Source organism: Corallococcus exercitus, from assembly GCF_042231735.1.
Lineage (GTDB): Bacteria > Myxococcota > Myxococcia > Myxococcales > Myxococcaceae > Corallococcus > Corallococcus exercitus_B.
The window spans coordinates 5,832,492-5,848,320 of the sequence record NZ_CP102577.1 but is presented as its reverse complement, the minus strand read 5'-3'; the positions used below and the strand labels follow the sequence as shown (position 1 = coordinate 5,848,320).

General features: G+C 70.1%; 13 protein-coding genes. 5 read left to right on the top strand and 8 right to left on the bottom strand.

Annotated features, from left to right (window positions below; all coding sequences use genetic code 11):
* Nucleotides 1-8 precede the first annotated feature (8 nt).
* Nucleotides 9-575 carry a hypothetical protein gene (locus tag NR792_RS22960; protein WP_375754813.1) on the bottom strand — a complete coding sequence of 189 codons (567 nt, stop codon included), beginning with the start codon at nt 573-575 and terminating at the stop codon, nt 9-11.
* Nucleotides 576-795: 220 nt separating this feature from the next.
* Between NR792_RS22960 and NR792_RS22955 the strand changes: the two genes are divergently transcribed.
* A complete protein-coding gene (locus NR792_RS22955; RefSeq protein ID WP_375754812.1) occupies nt 796-1,428 on the top strand; it encodes a YdcF family protein in 633 nt (210 codons plus the stop codon).
* Nucleotides 1,429-1,446: 18 nt separating this feature from the next.
* On the opposite strand, the gene NR792_RS22950 is transcribed toward NR792_RS22955, so the two are convergent.
* A complete protein-coding gene (locus NR792_RS22950; protein ID WP_375761680.1) occupies nt 1,447-1,881 on the bottom strand; it encodes a MarR family winged helix-turn-helix transcriptional regulator in 435 nt (144 codons plus the stop codon).
* Nucleotides 1,882-2,006: 125 nt separating this feature from the next.
* Between NR792_RS22950 and modA the strand changes: the two genes are divergently transcribed.
* The 4 genes from modA to NR792_RS22930 are packed head-to-tail and all read left to right on the top strand — an operon-like array spanning nt 2,007 to nt 5,161.
* The gene (gene modA, locus NR792_RS22945) at nt 2,007-2,819 is read left to right on the top strand and encodes a molybdate ABC transporter substrate-binding protein (protein ID WP_375754811.1); all 813 of its coding nucleotides are present in this window, start codon (nt 2,007-2,009) and stop codon (nt 2,817-2,819) included.
* Nucleotides 2,819-3,496, top strand: a complete 678-nt coding sequence (gene modB, locus NR792_RS22940) for a molybdate ABC transporter permease subunit (protein WP_375761679.1) — start codon at nt 2,819-2,821, stop codon at nt 3,494-3,496. The genes modA and modB overlap by 1 nt, the downstream gene beginning before the upstream one ends.
* Nucleotides 3,496-4,599, top strand: a complete 1,104-nt coding sequence (gene modC / locus NR792_RS22935; protein WP_375761678.1) for a molybdenum ABC transporter ATP-binding protein — start codon at nt 3,496-3,498, stop codon at nt 4,597-4,599. Before modB ends, modC begins: the two co-directional genes overlap by 1 nt.
* A gap of 34 nt (nt 4,600-4,633) precedes the next feature.
* On the top strand, nt 4,634-5,161 hold the full coding sequence (locus tag NR792_RS22930; protein WP_375754810.1) for a hypothetical protein: 528 nt from the start codon (nt 4,634-4,636) through the stop codon (nt 5,159-5,161).
* Here NR792_RS22930 and NR792_RS22925 read toward each other — a convergent pair.
* The 6 genes from NR792_RS22925 to NR792_RS22900 all read right to left on the bottom strand — a co-directional run bounded on the left by NR792_RS22925 (nt 5,158) and on the right by NR792_RS22900 (nt 15,798).
* Complete coding sequence (locus tag NR792_RS22925; protein WP_375754809.1) at nt 5,158-5,676, bottom strand: hypothetical protein; 519 nt, start codon at nt 5,674-5,676, stop codon at nt 5,158-5,160. The genes NR792_RS22930 and NR792_RS22925 overlap by 4 nt on opposite strands.
* On the bottom strand, nt 5,673-6,335 hold the full coding sequence (locus NR792_RS22920; RefSeq protein ID WP_375754808.1) for a pentapeptide repeat-containing protein: 663 nt from the start codon (nt 6,333-6,335) through the stop codon (nt 5,673-5,675). Before NR792_RS22920 ends, NR792_RS22925 begins: the two co-directional genes overlap by 4 nt.
* 70 nt (nt 6,336-6,405) lie before the next feature.
* The gene (locus NR792_RS22915) at nt 6,406-8,847 is read right to left on the bottom strand and encodes an alpha-amylase family glycosyl hydrolase (RefSeq protein WP_375754807.1); all 2,442 of its coding nucleotides are present in this window, start codon (nt 8,845-8,847) and stop codon (nt 6,406-6,408) included.
* Between the two features lie 174 nt (nt 8,848-9,021).
* The gene (locus NR792_RS22910) at nt 9,022-11,691 is read right to left on the bottom strand and encodes a DUF4215 domain-containing protein (protein ID WP_375754806.1); all 2,670 of its coding nucleotides are present in this window, start codon (nt 11,689-11,691) and stop codon (nt 9,022-9,024) included.
* Between the two features lie 10 nt (nt 11,692-11,701).
* Complete coding sequence (locus NR792_RS22905) at nt 11,702-13,018, bottom strand: hypothetical protein (RefSeq protein ID WP_375754805.1); 1,317 nt, start codon at nt 13,016-13,018, stop codon at nt 11,702-11,704.
* Nucleotides 13,019-13,035: 17 nt separating this feature from the next.
* Nucleotides 13,036-15,798: a protein kinase gene (locus tag NR792_RS22900; protein ID WP_375761677.1), complete on the bottom strand. Its 2,763-nt coding sequence runs from the start codon at nt 15,796-15,798 to the stop codon at nt 13,036-13,038.
* Nucleotides 15,799-15,829: the final 31 nt, after the last annotated feature.

Here is a 15,829-nt window from a genome sequence, read left to right as displayed (position 1 = left end):
CCCAGGTCCTACGGGGCGGCGGTGGGCAGGGTGAAGCGGTAGAGGACCTCCAGGTCCCCCTTGCTGAAGCCCTTGAGGACCTCGTGGTGGATCTCCTTGCGGCCGCTCAGGTACGCGAGGCCGCCGGCGGCGAAGCCCATCACGGCGAGCTCGAAGTAGACGTGCGGCCGGGGCACGCCGGTGATGCGCAGGTCCACGGTGTCGCCCTGCAGCTGCGCGGTCAGCTCGCCCTCGGTGAAGTAGCCCTTCCAGATGCCGGGGGTGAAGAGGGCGAAGCGGCGGAAGTCGTCCTTGCCGAACATCGTCTTGAGCTGGCCCTGGCTCAGCGCGTACTCGGCGGATTTGACGCCGTATTGCCAGTAGGCCTTGGTGTCGCCGCCGTAGAAGCGCTGGGTCATGGCCTCGTTGAAGCGCAGGAAGGCATCCGCCGGGATGCGCGACACGGGCATGATGAGCTGTCCGAAGATGGGGTCCCGCTTCGCCTGCTCCGCGACGAAGGCCTTCCAGGCCGGTTCGCCGAAGGCCTGCACCATCATGGTCTGCCGAGCCAGGAATGCGACGCCTTTGACATCCATCCGTATGCCTCCCACCGGCCGCTCCGGGTTCGCCGCGGACCCCGGCCGTGCGTATTTCGCATTGTGTCTCCGAGACCACCCGCTGGGCGATACGCATCGTGACAATTCACCGGGTCGTCCGTCGGTCCAGGACGGCGAAACCTGTTATCGCGGACACACTGCTTCACTGAAGGTGTATCCGGGGCCGCGGGATGTCCGGTGCAGGACTAGGGTCCCGGCGGTGCTGCCCCTTGCCCTCCTTCCCAGACCCGGACGTGCGCGCCGGACGCTGCTCCTGTGCGCGGGCGTGCTCACGGGCGGTGTGTTCGGGCTCGCGTGGTGGGTGGCCCGCTTCGGCCAGCGCGAGCACGTGGGCGCAGCGGACGCGCTGGTGGTGCTGGGCGCGCGGGTGTTGCCGGGCGGTGTGCCGTCCGGCGCGCTGGTGGCGCGCGTGGAGCACGCCGTGGCGCTGTACCAGCGGGGCGTGGCGCCGTGGCTGCTGCTGTCCGGCGGCGCGGGCGCCCATCCGCCGTCCGAGGCGCGCGTGATGCTCGGGCTGGCGGTGGCGGCGGGCGTGCCCGCGTCCGCGTGCGTGCTGGAGGAGGACAGCCACTCCACGGAAGGCAACGCGCGGTTCAGCGCGCGGCTGCTGCGGGAGCGTGGGGCACGGCGCGTGGTGGTGGTCTCCGACCCGTATCACCTGCTGCGCGCGCGGCAGTGCTTTCGGCGCGAGGGGCTGGAGGTGGCCACGAGTCCGGCGCCCATCGCCGGGCGGATGCGCGCGCGGGACCGGGCGTACTGGACGGTGCGCGAGGCGTTCGCGCTGCTCCTGCACCCGCGCCTCCTGCTGGCGAGGGCACCCGGCGGGCGCTGAGGCCGCGTGGGAGGCGCTTCAGGTCCCGGACGCGGGGGCGTCCGGCGTGTCCAGCTTCAGGAGCACCTTCTCCAGGACGCGGAAGAGGGCCTGGCGGTCCTCGGAGTCGAGCATGCCCATGACCACGCCCATCGCGCGGTGCATGGAGCGGTCGAGCTTGGCGAAGGTCTGCTTGCCCTTGTCGGTGAGCCGGCAGCGCACGACGCGCCGGTCGGTCTCTCCGCGTTCGCGCTGCAGGTGGCCTTCGCGTTCCAGACGGTCCACGACGCCGGTGACGGTCTTCTCGGTGACGCCCAGTCGCTTGGCCAGCTCGCCCATGGTGAGCGAGCCATCCAGGCCCAGCCACAGCAGGGCGTGCACCTGGGGCGGCGTGAACTGGAGCTGCTCGCAGGTGCTGGCGATGGGGTCACGGAGCGAACGGCGACGCCCCAGCGAGAACATCAACTCCTGCATGCGGTCGACGTCCTTCGAGAGCGCTTCATCCTCTTTATGGATATTCCGTGACACAGAGTATTCATTAGCGGCGAGGTGCGTGCGGGTCAACTTGTAGGCTGCCAGAACATCTGGAGGTCCAGGCGATGCGACGTGCATGGTGGGGGCTGTTGCTGGCGTGGCTGTCGGTGTCGTCGGCGCGGGCGGAGGAGGTGCTGGTGTTCGCGGCGGCGAGCACGACGGACGCGCTCCAGGCGCTCGCGCCCGCGTTCCAGCAGGCGTCGGGGCACCGGGTGCGGTTCGCGTTCGGTGCGTCGAGTGACCTGGCACGTCAGGTGGTGGCCGGGGCTCCCGCGGATGCCTTCCTCTCCGCCGACGAGGCGAAGCTGGACCTGGTCGACCGGGCGGGGCTCGTGCAGGCGGGCTCGCGGGTGGACCTGCTGTCCAACCGGCTGGTGGTGGTGGTGCCGGTGGGGTCCGCGGTGAAGGTCACCGGGCCGGCGGACCTGAAGGGGCTCAAGCGGGTGATGCTGGCGGAGCCGGCGGCGGTGCCGGCGGGCGTGTACGCGAAGGCGTGGCTGACGAAGGCGGGCGTGTGGGCGGACGTGGCGCCGCGCGTGGTGCCGGCGTTGGACGTGCGGGCCGCGCTGGCGGCGGTGGAGGCGGGGAGGGCGGACGCGGGCGTGGTGTACGCGACGGACGCGGTGAACTCGAAGAAGGTGCGGGTGGCGTTCACGGTGCCGGAGGCGGACGCGCCGCGCATCGTGTATCCGGTGGCGGCGCTGACGCGGGGCAAGGCACCGGAAGCGGGGCTCGCGTTCGTGCGCTTCCTCCAGACGGAAGCCGCGCGGAAGGAGTTCCGCCGGTGGGGCTTCCTGGACGTGAGTGCGGCGAAGGCCGTGCCGTCCGGAGCTCGCGGTGGGACGCCAGACGCGGGCAGGGAGCACCCATCGCCGTGATGGATGAGGGACTGACAGGGCTGGTGCTGTTCACGGTGGCGGTGGCGGCCCTGTCCACGGCGCTCATCCTGGTGCCCGGCGTGGCGGCGGCGTACGCGCTCGCGCGCTGGAAGGGACCGGGGCGCGGCGTGGTGGAGACGGTGCTGGCCCTGCCGCTGGTGTTGCCCCCGACGGCGGTGGGCCTGGTGCTGCTGGAGTTGCTCGCGCGGGACTCGGTGTTGGGGCGGCTGCTGGATGCGATGGGCGTGGAGGTGGTGTTCACGCCGAAGGCGGTGGTGCTGGCGAGCGCGGTGATGGCGTTCCCCCTGCTGGTGCGCTCCGCGCGCGCGGGCTTCGAGGAGGTGGATCCCCGGCTGGTGGCGGTGGCGCGCACGCTGGGAGACACGCGCACGGGGGCCTTCTTCCGGGTGACGTTGCCGCTGGCGTGGCGCGGGGTGCTCACGGGCGCGCTGCTCGCGTTCTCACGGGCGCTGGGCGAGTTCGGCGCGACAGTGCTGGTGGCGGGCAACATCCCGGGACACACGCAGACGCTGTCGCTGGCCATCTTCCAGCGCACGCAGCTGGGGCAGGACGCGGAGGCGCTGAGGCTCGCGGGCGTGGCGGTGGTGCTCGCGTTCGGGGCCATGTACGTGACGGAAGTGGTGACGCGGCGGCGCGGGGCCCGGGGGCTCGCGTGATGGAGCTGTCGCTGCGGCTGCCCCTGGCGCGCTTCACGCTGGAGGTCGAGGCACGCTTCACGTCCGCGTCGGTGACGGTGCTGGGCCGCTCCGGCTCCGGGAAGACGTCGCTGCTGGAAGTGCTCGCGGGCCTGCGCCGAGGCGCGACAGGCCGCATCGTGGTCGATGGCCGCGTGCTCCTCGACACCGCCGCCGGTGTGGACGTGCCTCCCGAAGCGCGCCGCATGGGCTACGTGCCTCAGGACGCATTGCTCTTTCCGCACCTCACCGCCGGACAGAACGTGCGCTTCGGCGTGCGCGCCGGACGGCCTTCGCGCGTGGACGAAGCCGTGCACCTGCTGGAACTGGAGCCCCTGCTGCACCGCTACCCGGTGACGCTGTCCGGAGGCGAGAAGCAGCGGGTCGCCCTGGCGCGTGCGCTCGCCACCGACCCCGCGCTGCTGCTGTTGGACGAACCCCTGGCCGCGCTGGATGTCGCGTTGAAGGAGCGCGTGCTGCCCTACCTCTTGCGCGTGCGCGACGAAGCCCATGTGCCGCTGCTCTACGTGACCCACCAACTCGGCGAAGCCCGAGCCCTGGCCCGCGAGGCCCTGCTGCTGGACGGCGGCGCCGTGAAGGCCGTGGGCCCCGCGGACAGGGTGCTGGGCACGGTGGCGCGTGGCCTGCTCACCGGCGAGCCCGAGGAGAACATCCTTGAAGGCACCCTGGAACATCCCGGCTCCGGAGGCACGCGGCTGCGCGTCACGGAGGGCCTGTCGCTCTGGGTACCGGACGCGCCGGAGCTGCCCCACGGCACCCGCGCCGCCTACGCCGTGCCCGCCGAGGACATCCTCCTCTCCACCGGCCCCCTCACCGGCATCTCCGCGCGCAATGTGCTCGAAGGCACGGTGACGAAGCTGGAGGACGCGGGAGCAGGGGAGTGCGCGACCCACGTGGACGTGGCGGGCGTGCACTGGGTGGTCCGCCTCACGCATGCCGCCGTGCGCGAGCTCCACATCGCACCGGGCCTGCGCGTGTACCTCGCGGTGAAGTCCTCCGCCTGCCGCCGCCTGGTCATGTCGCGCACGGCTTCACCCGCGATGTCCGGTGGGGGCGTGACCTGACGTCTCACGGTCGTCCCTTGCAGGAGAGACCGTGATGGAGCTGTACGCCTACACCTATGTCGGGCCCGAGGAGATCCGCCGCGCCGTGAAGGCGCATCCGGCCGGCGCTCCCATCCGCGCCCGGAAGGACCTCGACCGCTGGCTCCAGGAACATCCGGAAGCCAGCGAGGAGGGCGCGACCTGGGTCGTGGACCTCACCGGCTGCCTGCGGTTGGCGCCCCGCCGGTCGGAACACGTCGCGTGCGCGGGAGGCGAGGAGGTGCTGGCGGCGGGCGAACTCCACTTCCAGCGAACAGCGACGGGGTGGGACGTCGCGGGAGCCTCGAATCAATCGACGGGCTACTGCCCGGACACGGACTGCTGGGACGCGCTCGCGCTCGCATTGACCAGGGCCGGCCTTCGCGGTCCTCCGGGCTTCACCTCCGCCATCACCTTCAGGCGGTGCACCCGATGCGGCGAGCTCAACCTGGTGAAGGAACAGTGGTTCGTCTGCACCTTCTGCGACGCGGACCTGCCAGCCCTCTGGAACGTCGCCCCACGAAGACGCGTGGTCGTGGATTAGTCCCCGCGCGCTTCGGCTTCGAAGCGCCGGTGCGCGGCTTCCATCCGCTCCAGCGCTTCCCGGAGCTCGCGCTCGATGTCCTCGCGCTGGGACTGCATCAAGTCTTCCGGAAACCCCATGCGCTCCAGCAGGTTCAGCTGCATGAAGAACGTCTCACACGGCCAGGGGCCGCCCGCGCGATCCAGGTACTGGCCTCCCTGAAAGAGGAAGTCTCCCCAGGAGAGCGACCCGTTGCGGTAGCGGAGGAACAGGCTCGCCAGGTGGTCCGCATCCGCCGCGCGGTCTTCCTCGGGAGTGGCTGGAGACGGAAGCATCGGGATGTTGCGGATCAACCCCAGCGCCGTGTCGGCGTCCGGTGCCGTGCACAGCTCCAGCAGCCAGAGGGGTGAGTCGTCCAGCTTCATCACCCATGCGTCCGCCCAGGCGATGAGCTGCTTCAGCCCGACGAGCCCCATCTCCACCATCACGCCGATCCGCACGACGGCGACCATGTCGAACGGCGTGCCGTCCCTCACCGCTTCGCTCCTGCCTTCTTCGCAGCGCCACGCCCCGCCGTCTTCGCGTGGTAGCCCTCCACGCGCATGCCCAGCTCATGCACCACGGACATCGCCGTGTCCTGCGGGATGCGCGTCTCCTTCAGCTTGTTCCGCGCCGGGTCCAGCACCAGGCCCGTGGCGCCGGAGAAGTCCGTCCGGGTGAGCGTGCAGCCGCGGAAGTTGCTGCCGGTGAGGTCCGCGCCGGTGAAGTCCGCGTCCGTCAGGTCCATGTCGAAGAAGTTCGCCTCGCGCGCCACGCAGCGCACGAAGGACGTCTGGCGCAGGCCCAGCCCCACGAACGAGCTGTAGGGCATGGCGCACTCCTCGAAGTTCACCTCCGGGTTCGCCGCCACGCCCGTCCAGTCAATGCCCATCAGCTTCGAGCCCTCGAAGCGCACGTCCCGCAGCCGGATGGCGTTGAAGTTCGCGCGCGTCAGGTTGCAGCCCTGGAACACGCACACCTCCAGCAGCGCCTCCTTCCACCGGCTCTCCTGCAACTCACAGTTCAGGAAGGTGCACCGGTAGAACTCCTTGTCACCCAGGTCGACGCGCTGGAGGTCCAGTCCCTCGAAGGTCTCGTTCTCGAAGGAGTCCTCCTGCTGGAGCCGCTTCACCACCGCGCTGTCGTCCTGGGCCATGCCCGGCGTTATACCGGAGCGAAGGACCCGGTGGCCGTGAGAGCGCACCGGGTCCTCCACCGTCTTCACGCTACTTGGCCACCAGCACCAGCACGCCCCGGCCGCACAGGCCGTAGGTCGCGGCCTCGCCGCCAATCAGGTCCGCGGCGCCCGGGTTGAGCAGCACCTGATCCGCGCCCCGGCTCTCGATCCACGAGCAGGTGTCCGTCACGCGGTACCACTGCTTCCCGTTGCCCGGCCAGGGCAGCGAGAAGTTCACCGCGGCGGACCAGCCGTTGTACGCGACGTAGATGGCGCTCACCGTCTCACCGGAGAACTCCGACGCGTCGATGCGGTAGGCCAGCGCGTGGTTGCCCGAGCTGTTGAAGTACGTCGCGTCCGGAACGAAGCCGTCCGGCTTGAACCAGCGGTGCTGCTCCATCACGTTCCCGTTGTTGTCCACCGCGCTGTAGAAGGCGGCCGGGCGCAGGGCGGGGTGCGCCTTGCGGAACGCGATGAGGTTCTTGGCGAACAGGCGGAAGTTGGACTGGTCCGCGCTCCACGCGTAGTCCAGCCAGTTCTTGTTCGAGTCCAGGTTGTACACGTTGTTGTTGCAGTACTGCGTGCGCAGGAACTCGTCACCGCCGGTAATCATCGGCACGCCCGCGCTGAGCATCAGGAACGCCAGGCCGTTGCGCGCCGCCTGCCGCTGGAGCACCGCGCTGCCGCCCTGGTCCCAGCTGTGGTTGTTGTCCTCGCCGCCGTCGGACGGGCCGTAGGGCCACGGCTGGCTGTTGTTCTTGCTGTTGCACGAGTACAGGTCCTTCAGGGTGAGGCCGTCGTGGGCCACCATGAAGTTCACGGACGCGGCCGGCTTGCGGCCGTCATCGAAGTACAGGTCCGACGAGCCCGCGAAGCGCGTGGCCAGCTGCCCCGGCGTGATGTTCTCCACGCCCATCTGGTTCTGGTCCTTGCGGAGGGTGTCGCGGAACGCGCCGTTCCACTCGCGCCACTTCGCCGGGAAGTTGCCCACCTGGTAGGAGTTGCCGCCAATGGCCCACGGCTCCGCGATGAAGTCCGTGCCCGCGCCGCCCGCCTCCGGACGCGGATCCAGCTGCGTGGTGATTTGGTTGAGCGCCGTGTTCGGGTTGTCGCGGTTGTACTCGAAGCCCGAGTGCGTGGCCGTCTCGTGCTCGTAGATGTTGCCCAGCACGGACGCCAGGTCGAACCGGAAGCCGTCCACGCCCAGCGTGTCCTTCCAGTACGACAGCGAATGCAGGATGACGTTGCGGGCCGTGGGGTTGAACGTGTTGAAGTTGCCGCCCACGCCCGTGTTGTCCCAGTTGAACTTCATGTCCTTCGTGAGGCTGTAGTACGTGGGGTTGTCCAGGCCCCGGTACGACATGACGTTGTACGTGCTGGGGTCGCCGCTGATCCACGCGCCGCCCTCGCCGGTGTGGTTGTAGACCACGTCCACCAGCACCTTGATGCCGGCGTCGTGGAAGGCCTTCACCATGGCCTTGAACTCGCGCGTGGGGCCGCCCGGCGTCTGGTCGCACGCGTAGCGGCGGTCCGGCGCGAAGTAGCTGAGGTTCATGTAACCCCAGTAGTTGTCGCCGGCCGTGCTCGCCACCTTGTCGTTGTTGCCGTTGTCCGTCTCATGCAGCGGCAGGAACTCCACCGCCGTCACGCCCAGCGCCGCCAGCTGCGCGGCCTTCTGTCCCGCCGTCTTGTAGGTGCCCAGACAGGCGGCATCCAGCCCGGAGCCGGTGTCCTGCTTCGTCAGGCCGCGCAGGTGCACCTCATAGACGATGTCGTCCTTGAAGGCGCGCGTGGGCTTGGTGCCGGTGGCCGTGGTGTCCGGCGCCAGCACGATGCCCTTGGGCGCGAACGGGCCTGAGTCCTTGTAGCGGTGCAGCGGGCCGGACGCGAACACCGTGGCGTCCGCGTTGGCGGGGTTCACCGGGTCGTGCGACAGCTCCAGCGCGTACGGGTCCCACAGCAGCTTGTTCGGGTTGAAGCGGTTGCCCGCCGAGTCCACGTCCGCGACGAAGCCGTGCGCGCTGTTGGTCGACGTGTTCCAGGTGGAGACGTACGTCCAGTTGGGGCCCCACGCGCGGTAGCCGTAATAGACGGTGCCGGTGACGCCGTAGCTGTTCTTCAGCGTGGAGACGGAGGCGGTCTTCGACCAGACGTTGGTCGTCGCGTTCTTCGTCATCACGTACGTCACGGCGGGCGCCGCGCCCTGGGCCGTCTTGTAGATCCACAGCTCGATGCGCGTGGCGCGCGACGAGTACACGTTGAAGTGGATGTTGGCCTGCGTGGCGTCGTACTTCGCGCCCAGCGTCCAGGTGAGCAGCTCCTGCTCGCGCTGCGCGGTGTCCTCCACGGCGGGCGCGGAAGGAACGGGGGCTGTGTCAGGCGTTTCGGAGGCGGCGCAGGAGACCAGCGCCGAGGCGAAGCCCGCGGCGACGAGAGGATGCCACCGCGTGAGCCAGGGGCTCCGGCGGTGACGACGGGGAGGGGTCATCATGGATGTGGCTCCAGACGCGGCAAGCGAGGTTCACGACCGCTGCAAGGCCACCGGGCCCGCGACTGCCCGGGGCCCGAACGGTTCACCACCCCCACGGCGGTCAAGTCAACCGCACGTCCCCCCACCCGCGCCCCTCCGCGCGCCCCCGTACAACGCTGGACATGACCCGGCGCGTCAAGGCGCCGGGACGCAGGTCTTGTTGGCCCCACAGACCAGGTCGCGGGCGCAGTCCTCGTTGCCCACGCACTTCGTGCCCTCGGTGCAGTCGTAGCCGCTGCCGCCGCTCATCCCGTTCACCTTGAAGGTGTTGTTGGTGATGCGCTCGGTCATCGCCTGGTTGCCGATGGAGCCCTGGAGCTTGTGGGTGAGGTTCACGGTGACGGAGTTGGGGGCGACGGTGGCCTCGATTTCGAACGGCTCCGGCACGGAGTTGATGGCGTCCGTGATGAGCAGGGCGATCTGCGCCGCGGGTGTGTTGTTCTCCACGATGACCCGCTGGTTGGCGCTGTTGCTGAGAACGCCGTTGCGGTCGATCTCGAACTTGACCGGCTCGTTGATGCCGTCGCTGATGGTGAACGTCTCGCCGTCCTTCATGTCCGTGCTGCTGGAAGCCGTGATGGTGCCGGTCGCCACCTGGAGCGTCTTCGCCTTGCAGTTGGCGCTGCAGGAGCCGCAGACCAGGGTGTTGCCGTCGTCGCAGACCTCGTTCGCGTTGTTGGAGTCCTTCACGCCGTCGCCGCAGACGTTGCCGTCGAGCGTGAGGACCGCCTTGCAGGTGTCGCTGCACTTCTCGCAGCTCGCCGTGCCGTAGGGGCAGGCGGTCTCCGAGGTGGTGTTGCCGTCGTCGCAGACCTCGTTCGCGTTGTTGGAGTCCTTTACGTTGTCGCCGCAAACGTTGCCCGTGCGCGACACCTTCGCCTTGCAGTCGAAGCGGCACACGTTGCAGTTGCGGGTGCCGTACGGGCAGGCGTCCTCCGTCTCGGTGTTGCCGTCGTCACAGACCTCGTTCGCGGTGCTGAGGTCCTGCACGTTGTCCCCGCAGATGTTGCCTTCGAGCGTGAGGACCCGCTTGCAGTCGTTGCTGCACCGCTGACAGCTCGCCTCGCCGTAGGGGCAGGTGCTCTCCGAGGTGGTGTTGCCGTCGTCGCAGACTTCGTTGTCCAGGTCCCTCACGCCGTCGCCGCAGGTGTTGCCCTTGCGCGGCAGGCTCTCCTTGCAGTCGAAGCGGCACACGGAGCAGTTGGCGGTGCCGTAGGGGCAGGCCTCCTCCGTGTCGGTGTTGCCGTCGTCACAGGCCTCGTTCGTGGCGTCCTTCACCTTGTCGCCGCAGACGTTGCCCTTCAGCTCGAGCGGCAACTGGCAGTCGCCGCGGCACGCCTGGCAGGTGGCGGTACCGTAGGCGCACACGGTCTCCGTCTTCGTGTTGCCGTCGTCACAGGCCTCCGGGCGCTCCGGCCCGTTGACGTTGACCACGTTGTCGCCGCAGACGTTCGGCTTGCAGGTGCCCAGGCAGTCGTCGTCGTCGAGCGTGTTGCCGTCGTCACACTGCTCCTTCGCCGCCGTGTTGGTGAGGCCGTCGCCGCAGGCGGTGGGGGTGCAGTCGTTGTCACAGAAGGCCGAGTTCGGGCCGTCGTCACACAGTTCGTTCGCCGCGGTGTTGAGGATCCGGTCGCCACAGGCCGCGGGCGTGCAGTCCGCGTTGCAGGTGCGGGAGTTGCCCGCCGTGTCGCACAGCTCGTTGCTCGTGATGTTGGCGAAGCCGTCGCCGCAGAAGGCGATGGTGCAGTCCAGGTCGCAGGTGGGGCTGTTGGCGGGGCCGGGATTGTCGCACTGCTCGCCCGCCGACGTGTTCACCACGCCGTCGCCACACTTGCGCAGCGTGCAGTTGGCGTTGCAGTAGGCGGACTCGCCCTTGTCGTCGCACTGCTCGCCCGCGGTCCGGTTGATGATGCCGTCGCCGCAGACGCGCACGGTGCAGGTGCTGTTGCAGGTCGCGGACTCGCCCTTGTCGTCGCACTGCTCCTCACCGTCGCGGACGCCGTTGCCGCAGCCTTCCGCGGAGCGGCAGTCCGCGCTGCAGCCGTCCTCGCTGACGTTGTTGCCGTCGTCGCAGATTTCACCCTTGATGGTGTCGACGACGTTGTTGCCGCACGACTCGTCGGACTTGCAGTCGGAGCTGCACCCGTCGCCGTTGACGTTGTTGCCGTCGTCGCACTTCTCACCCTTGGCGGTGTCCACGTAGCGGTTGCCGCAGCTCTCCAGGGAGAGGCAGTCCGCGCTGCACCCGTCGCCGCTGACGGTGTTGCCGTCGTCGCAGCGCTCCTCCTTGGTGGGGTCGGTGTACTTGTTGCCGCAGACCTCGGTGGACAGGCAGTCCGCGCTGCAGCCGTCGCCGCTGGCGTTGTTGCCGTCGTCGCACTTCTCGCCCACGGCCGTGTCCATGACGCCGTTGCCGCACAGCTCATTGGACAGACAGTCCGCGCTGCACCCGTCGCCGTCCACGGTGTTGCCGTCGTCGCACTTCTCCTTCGTGGCCAGGTCCACGACGTCGTTGCCACACGTCTCGGTGGACTTGCAGTCGCGGCTACAGCCGTCGCCGTCCACGACGTTGCCGTCGTCGCACTGCTCGCCGTCCTGGACGGCGCCGTCGCCACAGTCCGTGGAGATGCAGACGTCCTGGCTCGCGGCGCACCTCAGCCCCTCCGGACAGACGAGCCCGGAGGCGCAGTCCACGGTCGTGGGCTGGAAGCAGGAGGTGAGCAGCAGCAGCGGCGCGGCCATGAGCAGCAGGGCGCGCGCCACGGAGGAACCGCTGGAGGGCGGAGAGGAGGGGACGCGTGTCATGCGAAAGCCTCTAGAAACGGAACGTGGCCACGGCACCGCCCGAACCCGCGCCGAGGAGCGGCGTGACCTGCACGGTCGCCGCCTCCTGGCCCGGTTCGATGCGGTACGGCTTGGGTTGGTTGAGGACGGCGAGCACCGCGCCGGTGACGAGCACCGCACCGCCCACGGCGTACCCGGCGATGGCGCCGGTCTGCATCAGGTTGCCCTGCGAGCGCTCATCCGCGACGGCGGTGGGCGGCACGCAGCCCCCGCACTCGGCGATGCCCGACTCGAAGGCGCGGAAGTGGTCGCGGGACTGGAGGTGGAGGAAGGCGCTGCCGCCCGCCACGGCCACGCCCGCGCCCATCACCAGCCAGGGCATGGCGGCGGACCAGCGGCGCTTGTAGCGGATGAGGTCGTCGGAGGTGAAGAGCTTCAGGTCCAGCGCCGTCGTCTCACCGGGCAGGAGCGTGCGGCTCTGGTCGCTGGGCACGTAGCCCGCCATCGTCGCGACGATGCTGTGCGCGCCGGGGCGCACCAGCCCCTCGTAGCGGCCGGGGGCCACGAACAGCGTCTGGCCGTCCATCGTCACCGTGGCGCCGGGCGTGGCGCAGGTGATGTCCACGCGCGCCAGCTGCTTCTCCACCAGCGTCTTGTAGTTGCGCGCGTACTCGTACTTCTCCTTCTCCAGCGGCGCCGGCCCGTAGCGCAGCGCCGCCACCAGGTGCTCGTGCACCTCCACGGGCTGGTCCAGGTTCATCATCGCCAGCGCGAGGTTGTAGTGGATGGCCGGGTGGTCCCAGCGCGCTAGCGCCTGGCGGTACTTCTCCACGGCCTGCACGAAGATGGACTCCTTCAGGAGCGCGTTGCCCTCGCCGAACAGCGCGAGCGACGCGTCCTGGTCCGCCCTGGAGACGTCCTTCGCCCAGGGCCGGTCCTCCGGGCCGGCCGAGCCCGGCTGCGAGCCCTCCAGCGTGGTGCTGGCCTGCTCCTGCCGGGACTCCTCGGAGGACTTCGGCGAGGGAGGCGGGGGCTGGGGAAGGGACTCGGAGAGGGGCGCGTCCGAGGGCGCCACGGCGGGCGCCTGCGCGGCCTCGGCGGCGGACGGCTTGCGCCGGCGCTTTGCTCCGGTGCCGGACAGCTTCGTCGTGCCTGGGGCCTTCGACGCCGTGGACTTCTTCGGCGCGGTGGCCTTCTTCGCGGTGCCCGGCGTCTTCGCCACGCCCGCCTTGCGCGTGCCCCGGGACGCCTTCGGGGTGCCTGTGCGTGGCGCCGGCTCCTGCGCCCACGCGGGCACCGTCTCCAGCGCCAGCAGCGCCGACAACACGACCGCGGACCTGCGCATCATCCTGTTCACGTTGCTTCTCACTTCAGGACCTCGATGACCGGACTGCCCAACTGGGATTGCAGACGGGAGACGCGCTCCTTCTCCCGCTTGAGCAACGTGGAGAGTTCTTCCGCCGCGCGGAGGGCTTCCTCGCGGGCGTCGCGCGCGGAGTCGGCGCTCTCCTCGGCGCGCTTCTTGGCGAAGCGGGCGCGCAGCTGCGCCTCCTGGGCGCGCTGGAGCGCGGACACCAGCTCGTCGTTCTTGCTGAGCAGCTCCTGGTTCGCCAGCGCCACCTGCGCGTTGGCCGCCTCCGCCGCCTGCTGCGCCTTCTGGCGCTCCAGCTCCTTGGCCTGCACTTCGGCCAGCCGCTGCTTGGCCTCGGCTTCCGCGCCGCGGGCGTTGGACTCCGCGGCGCGCGCGATGATTTCGGCCGCCTGCGCCGCCTGGGCCTGACGCTCGGCCTCCTGCTGCGCGTTGCGGATGACGACGAGCGCCACCACCGCCGCCACCACCAGGAGCCCCAGGAACGTGGCGCTGCCGATGAGCAGCACCTGCTTCAGCCGCCGCCCCTTCTTCGCCTGCGCGAACACCGCCGCGAGGAAGTCCTGCTGCAGCTGGGGCAGCTCTCCCCGGTAGCGCCGCTGGAAGCGCTGGGCCTCCTCCACCAGCTCGCCGCGCCACAAGAGGTGCGCGTCGAAGTGCTTGCCCTGCCACTGCCGGGCCGCGTTGCGCAGCTGCTCCAGGAACGCGGAGTCCTCCTGGCCCTCGTCCAGCCAGCGCCGCAGCGTGGGCCAGCTGTGCAGGAGCGACTCGTGGACGATCTCCACCGTCGCGCCCGTGGCGCCGCCGCCGGTCTGCACCACCAGGAGGCGCGCCTGCACCAGGTGGTCGATGAGGCGCTGCATCTCGCCCGTGTCCTTCGTCAGCTCGCGCAGCTCGTCCAGGGACACGATGGCGCGCGTGCGCTCCGGGGTGACGAGCCGCAGGAAGAGGGCGCGCACCAGCGTGCGCTCCTGCGTGGACAGGCTCTCCAGCACGCTGTCCGCGTGGCTCGCCAGCGCGCCCGCGATGCCGCCCATGGCCTGGTAGGCGCTCTCCGTGAGCAGCCGGTTCGTGGTGTCGCGCGCCTCCCACAGCTGGGTGGCGGCGAACTGCAACAGCGGCAGCGCGCCCTGGCTGGCATCCAGGTGCTCCAGCATGCTGGCCACCATCGCGGGGCTCTCGAACTGGTAGCCCGCGCGCTCCGCCGGCTGCACCAGCGCGTCCTTCAGGCCCTCGCGGGCGGGCGCGGTGAGGAAGTAGAGCCCCTGGCTGAGCTCCGCCATGAAGCGCTCGTCCTCCGGCACCCGGTCCAGGAAGTCCGAGCGGATGGAGAGGATGACGCGGATGGGCGTGGTCGCGTCATCCGCGATGCCGGACAGGCACGCGGTGAAGGCCAGCCGCTCCTGGGCGTCCGGCACCAGCGTGTACAGCTCCTCGAACTGGTCGATGAAGAGGAGGATGCGCCGGCGCTCCCGCCGCGCGCGGCTGCGCAGCACGTTGCCCACGTAGCCGGGCTCCGCGCGCAGCCGCTCCACCAGCCGCTGCTGCTCCTGGAGGTCGTCCTCGATGGTGGTGGACGAGCTCATCAGCGGCGCGACGATGCTGGCCAGCGCCGACAGGGGATTGCGCCCGGGGCGGATGACGAGCGCCTCCCAGGGCGTGCCGGAGCGCTTGAGCACGGGCACCAGGCCCGCGCGCACGAACGACGACTTGCCCGTGCCGGACGGGCCCACCACGGCCAGCAGCGGCCGGTCGTTGATGCGGTTCACCAGCGCGGCGATTTCACGGGTGCGGCCGAAGAAGCGGTCCGCGTCCGCCTCCTGGAAGGAGCTGAGGCCCGCGTAGGGGCTCTCGTCCACGCGCAGCTCGCGGCTCATGCGGCCGGGCAGGAAGGGCTCCAGCGCGCGCAGCAGCGAGGCCGCGTCCGGGAAGCGCTCCTCCTTGCGCTTGAGCAGGCAGCGGTCCACGACGGCCGCCAGCTCCTGCGGCACGTCCGGCGCCATGCTCCTGAGCAGCGGCATCGGTTCATCCAGCATGCCCGTCACCATCAGCTGCGGGCCGCGCAGTGGATCCAACGGGTGCTTGCCCGCGAGCATGCGGAACAGCATCAACCCCACGGCCCAGATGTCCGTGCGGTTGTCCACGGCCACCCCGATGCCCCACTGCTCCGGGGACATGAAGGCCATGGTGCCCATGATGGCGCCCTTGCGGGTGAGGTTGGACACGTCCTCGCCCATGCCCTCCACCGAGTGCAGGCGCGGCTGGGCCTGGGGCCCGCCCGCGGGCGTCTCCGGCGGCTCGTCGCCCTGGAGCACCTTGGCGATGCCGAAGTCGAGCACCTTGATGGCGCCCGAGTCCGTCACGACGATGTTCTCCGGCTTGAGGTCGCGGTGGACGATGCCCTGCTCGTGGGCGCACTCCAGCGCCTTCACCACCGGCACCATCAGCTCCACCGCGCGCGCGGGCGGCAGGCGCTGGTTGCCCAGCACCTTCGTCAGCGGCTTGCCCTGGAGGTACTCCAGCACCATGAAGGGGCCGCCGGGGAACTCGCCGACCTCGTAGATGATGACGATGTTCTCGTGGCTGCACCGCGCGGTGGCGCGCGCCTCCAGGATGAAGCGCCGGGTGATGTCGGCGTCCTCGCTGTGCAGGAACTTGATGGCCACCCGGCGTCCCAGCCGCACGTCGCGCGCGAGGAACACCGTGCCCATGCCGCCGGAGCCCAGCTCGCGGATGAGCTCGTAGTGCTGCAGGCGCATGCCCGGGCGCAGCGCGTGGCCCTGGATGGAC

What these genes read in the sequence shown, in the direction of transcription:
- NR792_RS22960 (WP_375754813.1), bottom strand. Translation starts at nt 575, where the DNA reads ATGGATGTCAAAGGCGTCGCATTCCTGGCTCGGCAGACCATGATGGTG.
- NR792_RS22950 (WP_375761680.1), bottom strand. Translation starts at nt 1,881, where the DNA reads ATGCAGGAGTTGATGTTCTCGCTGGGGCGTCGCCGTTCGCTCCGTGAC.
- modA (WP_375754811.1), top strand. Translation starts at nt 2,007, where the DNA reads ATGCGACGTGCATGGTGGGGGCTGTTGCTGGCGTGGCTGTCGGTGTCG.
- modB (WP_375761679.1), top strand. Translation starts at nt 2,819, where the DNA reads ATGGATGAGGGACTGACAGGGCTGGTGCTGTTCACGGTGGCGGTGGCG.
- modC (WP_375761678.1), top strand. Translation starts at nt 3,496, where the DNA reads ATGGAGCTGTCGCTGCGGCTGCCCCTGGCGCGCTTCACGCTGGAGGTC.
- NR792_RS22930 (WP_375754810.1), top strand. Translation starts at nt 4,634, where the DNA reads ATGGAGCTGTACGCCTACACCTATGTCGGGCCCGAGGAGATCCGCCGC.
- NR792_RS22920 (WP_375754808.1), bottom strand. Translation starts at nt 6,335, where the DNA reads ATGGCCCAGGACGACAGCGCGGTGGTGAAGCGGCTCCAGCAGGAGGAC.
- NR792_RS22915 (WP_375754807.1), bottom strand. Translation starts at nt 8,847, where the DNA reads ATGATGACCCCTCCCCGTCGTCACCGCCGGAGCCCCTGGCTCACGCGG.
- NR792_RS22910 (WP_375754806.1), bottom strand. Translation starts at nt 11,691, where the DNA reads ATGACACGCGTCCCCTCCTCTCCGCCCTCCAGCGGTTCCTCCGTGGCG.
- NR792_RS22905 (WP_375754805.1), bottom strand. Translation starts at nt 13,018, where the DNA reads ATGATGCGCAGGTCCGCGGTCGTGTTGTCGGCGCTGCTGGCGCTGGAG.
- NR792_RS22900 (WP_375761677.1), bottom strand. Translation starts at nt 15,798, where the DNA reads ATGCGCCTGCAGCACTACGAGCTCATCCGCGAGCTGGGCTCCGGCGGC.